General features: G+C 72.2%; 7 protein-coding genes. 2 read left to right on the top strand and 5 right to left on the bottom strand.

Annotated elements, in window-relative coordinates:
* Nucleotides 1-205: 205 nt before the first annotated feature.
* The 4 genes from AB0M93_RS17185 to AB0M93_RS17170 form a co-directional block, all read right to left on the bottom strand.
* Nucleotides 206-1,045: an SDR family oxidoreductase gene (locus tag AB0M93_RS17185; protein WP_364274325.1), complete on the bottom strand. Its 840-nt coding sequence runs from the start codon at nucleotides 1,043-1,045 to the stop codon at nucleotides 206-208.
* Entirely contained in the window at nucleotides 1,042-1,596 is a 555-nt protein-coding gene (locus AB0M93_RS17180) for a TetR family transcriptional regulator (RefSeq protein ID WP_364274322.1), read from the bottom strand. The genes AB0M93_RS17185 and AB0M93_RS17180 overlap by 4 nt, the downstream gene beginning before the upstream one ends.
* Before the next feature lie 75 nt (nucleotides 1,597-1,671).
* Nucleotides 1,672-2,106 (bottom strand): GNAT family N-acetyltransferase, encoded by a 435-nt coding sequence (locus tag AB0M93_RS17175; protein ID WP_364274319.1) that lies wholly within the window; start codon nucleotides 2,104-2,106, stop codon nucleotides 1,672-1,674.
* A 17-nt stretch (nucleotides 2,107-2,123) separates the two neighbouring features.
* Nucleotides 2,124-2,948 (bottom strand): serine protease, encoded by an 825-nt coding sequence (locus tag AB0M93_RS17170; protein WP_364274316.1) that lies wholly within the window; start codon nucleotides 2,946-2,948, stop codon nucleotides 2,124-2,126.
* Between the two features lie 167 nt (nucleotides 2,949-3,115).
* On the opposite strand from AB0M93_RS17170, the gene AB0M93_RS17165 reads away from it, so the two are divergent.
* The gene (locus AB0M93_RS17165; protein WP_364274314.1) at nucleotides 3,116-3,970 is read left to right on the top strand and encodes a M15 family metallopeptidase; all 855 of its coding nucleotides are present in this window, start codon (nucleotides 3,116-3,118) and stop codon (nucleotides 3,968-3,970) included.
* 96 nt (nucleotides 3,971-4,066) lie between these two features.
* Nucleotides 4,067-5,461: a mycothione reductase gene (locus tag AB0M93_RS17160; protein ID WP_364274311.1), complete on the top strand. Its 1,395-nt coding sequence runs from the start codon at nucleotides 4,067-4,069 to the stop codon at nucleotides 5,459-5,461.
* Between the two features lie 6 nt (nucleotides 5,462-5,467).
* Here the strand turns inward: AB0M93_RS17160 and AB0M93_RS17155 are convergent, their stop codons facing one another.
* The gene (locus tag AB0M93_RS17155; protein WP_364274308.1) at nucleotides 5,468-6,685 is read right to left on the bottom strand and encodes an MFS transporter; all 1,218 of its coding nucleotides are present in this window, start codon (nucleotides 6,683-6,685) and stop codon (nucleotides 5,468-5,470) included.
* Between the last annotated feature and the right edge of the window lie 16 nt (nucleotides 6,686-6,701).

Below are 6,701 nucleotides of genomic sequence, written 5' to 3'. Positions count from 1 at the left end.
GGTCCAGCCCTCTTCGACGATCAGGCGGGCCAGCCGCAGGCGGGTGCGTGGAGTCAGGGTGGCGTTAGGGTGGGACACGAAGGCCTCCGGACTGGCGAAGCGGTTCCTAGACAGCTCCACTTCACATCCGGAGGCCTTCACCTGTCAGCACGACAGGCCACCACCAGGTCACCTCAACTCAGGACAACGTCCCTGGACATCACACCTAGGCCAGCTCGTCCGCGACCGGTAGCGGTTCCCGGCCGAGGAGTTCGCCAAGGCGGGGGCCGGTTTCCGCGAAGTCGCCCCGCCGCGCGGCGGTGAAGAAGGCCAGCAGCATGCGAGCCATGGCTTCAGGCGTGCCGGCCGCGATCCGGTCGCCGACCCACTGTTCGTCGTCGACGACCACGCGCTTGACCCCGCGGCCCGTGCGGGCGGCGGCGATCGTGGCGAGGTCGTCGAAGGTGACGGCGGTGGGCGCGGTGAGGGTGACGGGACCGTCGACGCTCTGCCCGGCCAGGATCACCGCGGCGGCCTCCGCGACGTCCGCGCGGTGGGTCCACGAGACCGGGCCGTCTTCGGGCGCGGCGATCTCGCCGGTTTCCCGCCACGGACCGAGCAGCCAGCCGAGGCTGTGGGCGTAGAACCCGTTGCGCAACGACGTCCAGGCGGCTCCGGAGCCGGCGAGCAGCTCCTCGGTGGCCGCGTGGTCCCGAGCCGGGCCGAACGGGCTGTCGGGGCGCACGTTCTGGTGGCTGGTGTAGAGGATCCGCCGGACGCCGGCGGCGACGGCAGCCTCGATCGCGGTGCGGTGCAGGGCGACGGCGTCGGCGGCCGGGTCGTTGGACGACACCAACAGCACCTGGTCGGCGCCCTCGAACGAGGCGCGCAGGGCAGCGGGGTCTTCGTAGGAGCCGGGCCGCACCCGTACGCCGCGATCAGCGAACGACCGGGCCTTCGCGATGTCGCGCACGCTGACGCCGAGCTCTGCGGCCGGGACGCGGGTGAGCAGGTGCTCGACGGTGGCTCCGTTCAGGGCGCCGGTCGCGCCGGTGACCACGATCATCGCGGGGGTTCCTCCTTCAGCAGGGGCAGCAGGATGTCGTCGACGAGGTGCGCGAGGAAGGGCTCGTCGCCCGGCTCGCCGGCGACGACCAGCCGGTGGACGAGCATCGCTGGGACGATCTCGGCGAAGAGCACGGCGCCCCGCGAGTCCAGGAGCGGGTGCCGGGTCATCGCGGCCTGGTCGCGGTGCAGGATCCGCCGCATCGCCGCGGCGAGGTCGGGATCGCCGCGCATCCCGGCGAAAAGCGCGCCGAGCAGCCCGGCTTCCTGCTCGGCGATCTCCCGCGCGAGCCAGCTCACGATCTCCAGGAGCGCGCCGCGGAGATCGCCGGCCGACGGCTCGGGTGGTGTCCCGCCCGCGCGGCGGTCGACGGCCGCCGCGACCAGCGCGGCCTTGCCGGGGTAACGGCGGTAGATCGTCGCCTTCCCCACGCCGGCCGCCGCGGCGACGGCCTCGATCGACAGCCGGTCGTAGCCGACGTCGATCAGCAGCTTCAACGTCGCGTCGAAAATGGCGACGTCTCGGCCGGCGTCGCGTGGTCGCCCCGGCATGAGCCTTCCTTTCGATACGATACGGTGTCGTATCGTATAAGAGTAGACCCGACTTCGACACCTGTCGAGGAAGCGTCAGGCGGGGAGGCGGCGCATGCGGATGTGCGGAATCCCGTCGTCGTCGATGTACTCCGCGCCCTCCGCGACGAAGCCGTAGCGCGCGTAGAAGCCTTGGACGTACGTCTGGGCGTCGAGAACGTACTCGCCGGGGACCGTGAGCGCCGCCTCCATCAGCCGGGCGGCCAGGCCCTGGCCGCGAGCGGACGCCGCCGTCACCACGCGGCCGATGCGGCGGACGCCGTCCGGGTCGAGCAGGACCCGCAGGTAGGACGTGACGCCGCCGGCGTCCTCGAACCACAGGTGACGCGTGTCCGGGCGCAGGTCACGGCCGTCGAGCTCGGGGTACGCAGCCTTCTGCTCCACGACGAACACGTCGATGCGCAGGCGGAGGATGTCGTGCAGCTGGGCGGCGGTCAGCTCCGGACCGGTCGCGTCATGCAGGGTCGGCATGCCCCTGCTTAGCACGCTCAGCCGAGGAGGCCGGACCTGGACTGGGCCTTGATGTCGTCGGCGTACGTCGAGACGCGCGTGTAGACGCCCGGCTTGCCCGCCTTCGCGCAGCCGTCGCCGAAGGAGACGAGGCCGATCAGCGTGTCACCCACCACGAGCGGGCCGCCCGAGTCGCCCTGGCAGGCGTCGACACCGCCGTCGCGGTAGCCCGCGCACACCATGCTCCGCTGGTCGTAGACCGTGTAGTCGGAGCGGCATTCGGTGTCCGAGACCAGCGGGACCTGGGCGCTGCGCAGGTAGTCGGAGCGGTCGCCGCCGTCGGCGATGCGGCCCCAGCCGAGCACGGTCGCCTGGGTGCCCGTGGCGTACACCTGCTTGTCATCGCTCCCGGGCAGCTTCGCGGGGCGGTAGTCGAGCTGGCCGCGGACGGTCAGCACCGCGATGTCGGCGCCCTGCGTCGGGTCGGTGTAGCTGTCACTGACCCAGACCTTCGAGACGCCGAGGACCTGGCCGTCGGTGGTGCGCTTGTCCTCGCGGCCGGCCACCACGCGGACGTCCTGCTTCGCCACCGCCTTGGCGCAGTGCGCCGCCGTCGCGACCGCCGTGGAGCTGACGATCACCGCGCCGCAGAACTGGTTGCCGCCCGAGTCGGTCAGGTACACCGCGTACGGGTGGTCGGCGATCGACGCCTGGTTGCCGCCGACGATCCGCGCCTGGTTGCCGGAACCGGCGGCACCGGGGTCCGCCGCCGCCGTGCCGGCCACGACCGGGACGGCGACCGCGGCGGCCGCGAGGAGCGCGCCGCTCGCGAGCAGCAGGGATCGACGGAACTTCACGGCCATGGGACGTTCTCCTCTTCGGGCACAGCACGGAGCAAAGCACTCAGCACCCGGACGACTCCGGTGCGTGAACGACGTGCGCTCAATACCCTAATCCGAGGGGGCCCAAAACGGTGTCACTGGAACGGGTGGACTCCGCGCGCACCGGCCGCTTCTGCCAAGCTGGCTCGATGCGGCGGAGAGCGACGACGGCGGGAGCGGTCCTGGCCCTCGCCGTGACCGCGTGCTCGCCGGAAGCCGCCCCACCGGCGCCTTCGGCACCTGCGGCGACGACGGTCGCGGCGAGCACCGCGACCGCGGCGCCGCCGCCGACGTCGAGCACTCCCACCGTCGCCTGGCAGGTGGGTGCCCGGCCGCTCCCCCGCCGTCCCGACGGCTTCGGCCGGGTCGAACCGACGCCACCCGAACTGGTGAATCGGGCACTTCCGACAAAAGACCTTCTTCCGTCGCCGGCCGGCGACGCGTACGCCGCGACCGTCAGCGCCGTGCCCGCGGAGGTCCTCGCACGCAGTACCTGGCAGCCGGGCTGCCCGGTCAAGGCCGGCGACCTCCGCTACCTGACGATGTCGTTCTGGGGCTTCGACGGCCGCGCGCACACCGGCGAGATGCTGGTCAACGCCTCCGGCGCGGCGGGCATCACGAAGGTCTTCGGGCAGCTGTTCGCCGCGCGCTTCCCCCTCGAAGAGATGCGCGTGACCGGCCCGGCCGAGCTCACCGCGCCGCCGACCGGGGACGGCAACTCGACCAGCGCGTTCGTCTGCCGCCCGGCGCGCGGGCAGACGAACTGGTCGGCGCACGCCTACGGCCTCGCCGTGGACGTCAACCCGTTCTGCAACCCCTACACCCAGGGCGATCTCGTGCTGCCCGAGCTGGCCTCGGCGTACGTCGACCGCACGCGCCGCCGGCCCGGCATGGTCCTGGCCGGCGACGCGACCGTGCGCGCGTTCGCGGCGATCGGGTGGAGCTGGGGCGGGAACTGGCACAGCCCGACCGACCGGATGCACTTCACCGCCACCGGCCATTGACCGCGTAATACGACGTTAAGCACAACAGGGAACACCGGCCTCCGCGGTGCGGTTGGCTAGGGTGAACCGACCGGACACGGACTCGCGGAGGATGCAGTGCCCCACTACGACCTGGTGATCGTCGGGACGGGATCGGGGAACTCGATCCTCGGCCCCGCCTTCGCCGGCAAGAAGACGGCGATCGTGGAGAAGGGCACCTTCGGCGGCACCTGCCTCAACGTCGGCTGCATCCCGACGAAGATGTTCGTGTACGCCGCCGACGTCGCGTACGCGCCTTCGCACAGCGCCAAGTACGGCGTCGACGAAGAGCTGAAGGGCGTGCGCTGGCGCGACATCCGTGACCGCATCTTCGGCCGGATCGACCCGATCGCCGCAGGCGGCGCGGAGTACCGCCGCAGCCACGAAGACAACGCGAACGTCGACGTCTACGAGGGCACCGGCCGCTTCACCGGCCACAAGGAACTGCGCGTCAGCTTCGCCGACGGACGTCCCGACGAGGTGCTGACCGCCGACGAGTTCGTGCTCGCCGCGGGCGGCCGCCCGGTCATCCCGGAGATCCCGGGCCTGGACTCGGTCGGATACCACACGTCCGACACCGTGATGCGGCTCGACGAGCTGCCGGAGCGCATCGTCATCCTCGGCGGCGGCTACATCGCGGCCGAGTTCGCGCACGTCTTCGCTTCCCTCGGCGTGCGGGTGACGCTGGTCAACCGCTCCGGGCGGCTGCTGCGCTCGGAGGACGAGGACGTCAGCGCGCGCTTCACCGAGCTGGCCGCCGAACGGTTCGACGTCCGCCTGGACCGCAAGACCGTCCGGGTCCGCAAGACCGAAAACGGCGTCGCGCTCGACCTCGAAGGACCGCAGGGCGCGGAAACCGCCGAGGGCGACGTCCTGCTGATCGCCACCGGCCGCAGGCCGAACTCCGACCTCCTCGACGTCGCCGCCACCGGTGTGACCACAATGGACAGTGGGCACGTCGTGGTCGACGACTACCAGCAGACCGCGGTCGAGGGCATCTACGCGCTCGGCGACCTGTCGTCCCCGCACGAGCTGAAGCACGTCGCGAACCACGAAGCCCGGGTGGTGCAGCACAATCTGCTGCACCCGGACGAGCGGATCACCGCCGACCACCGGTTCGTGCCACACGCCGTCTTCACCCACCCGCAGGTCGCGTCGGTCGGGCTGACCGAGCAGAAGGCCCGCGAACTCGGTGTGTCCTTTGTGGTCTCGAAGCAGGACTACGCCGGAATCGCCTACGGCTGGGCGATGGAGGACACGACGGGCTTCGCGAAGCTCCTGGCCGACCCGGCGACCGGGCAGCTGCTCGGCGCGCACATCATCGGCCCGCAGGCGTCCTCGGTGATCCAGCCGCTCATCCAGGCGATGAGCTTCGGCCTCGACGCGCGGAGCATGGCGCGCGGCCAGTACTGGATCCACCCCGCGATGCCGGAGCTGGTCGAGAACGCGCTGCTCAACCTGCCCCTGGACTGACGCGGGTCAGACGAAACGGTGGCGGCCGGCGAGGGCGCCGAACACCATCTGGACGCCGAGCAGGGCGAGCAGCATGCCCAGCGGGACCGTCCAGCCGCCGGCCACGTCGTGCAGCAGGCCGAACAGGAACGGCCCGAGCGCGGCGAACAGGTAGCCGAAGCCCTGCGCCATGCCCGAAAGCCGGGCGGTGTCCGCGCCGGTCCGCGCGCGCAGCGCGATCACCGTCAGGCCGAGGGAGAACACGCTCATCCCCAGCCCGACGAGGATGCTCCAGAGCAGGGGCGACCACGACGGCGCGAGCATCAGCCCGGCGGTTCCGGCGACGCCGAACACGCTCAGACCTACGATCCACGGGCTCTGGCCGCGCCGCCGGGCCGCCATCGGTGCCACGACGAGGCTGATCGGCACGGCGATGAGCGAAACCAGGCCGAACAGCAGCCCGGCGTCGTCGCGCGGCACACCCGCGTCCATCAGCACCTGCGGGAACCAGCCCATCGCCGCGTAGGCGTAGAACGCCTGCAGGCCGAAGAAGGCCGTGACGATCCAGGCCAGCCGGTTGCCCAGCAGCGAACGGCCGCCCTCGGCGCCGTCCGCGGGGCGCGGGACCCGGCCGGTGCCGCGGGCGGCGAGCAGCCAGGCCAGCAGCGCGACGACGGCGAGCACCGCCCAGCCGCCCAGAGCCGGGCGCCAGCCGCCGAGGGCGTCGCCGAGCCGTGGTGTCACCGCCGACCCGAGGGCGCCGCCACCCTGCAGCGCCGCGGTGTAGACGCCGGTCAGCACGCCGATGCGGGCCGGGAACGAGTCCTTGATGACGACCGGGATGAGCACGTTGACCAGGGCGATCCCGGCCGTCGCGACGAGCGTGCCGCCGAGCACCACGGCCGGGCCGTCGAGCACGCGCAGCACCAGCCCGGCGGCGAGGGCGGCCAGCGCGATCGCGATGGCCGCGCCGACCCCGGCCCGGCGCGCGAGCAGCGGCGCGGCCAGCCCGGCGCCGGCGAAGCAGAGTGTCGGCAACGTCGTGAGCACCCCGGCCCAGACGACGGACGTGCCCAGGTCCGCGCGCATTTCGGCGAGCATGGGCCCGACGCCGGTGATGGCCGGACGCAGGTTCAGGGCGGTGAGCACCACGGCGACCGTGAGCAGCGCCCCGGCGGCGACCACGCCCGGCGTCCGGACCTCCACGGCACCGTCCAGTTCGAGTTCACGGTGTTCGACGCGCATGCCCGCTACTATCGCA

This window comes from Amycolatopsis sp. NPDC051102 (genome assembly GCF_040682815.1).
Classification (GTDB): Bacteria; Actinomycetota; Actinomycetes; order Mycobacteriales; family Pseudonocardiaceae; genus Amycolatopsis.
This window is presented reverse-complemented; position numbering and strand designations above follow the sequence as displayed.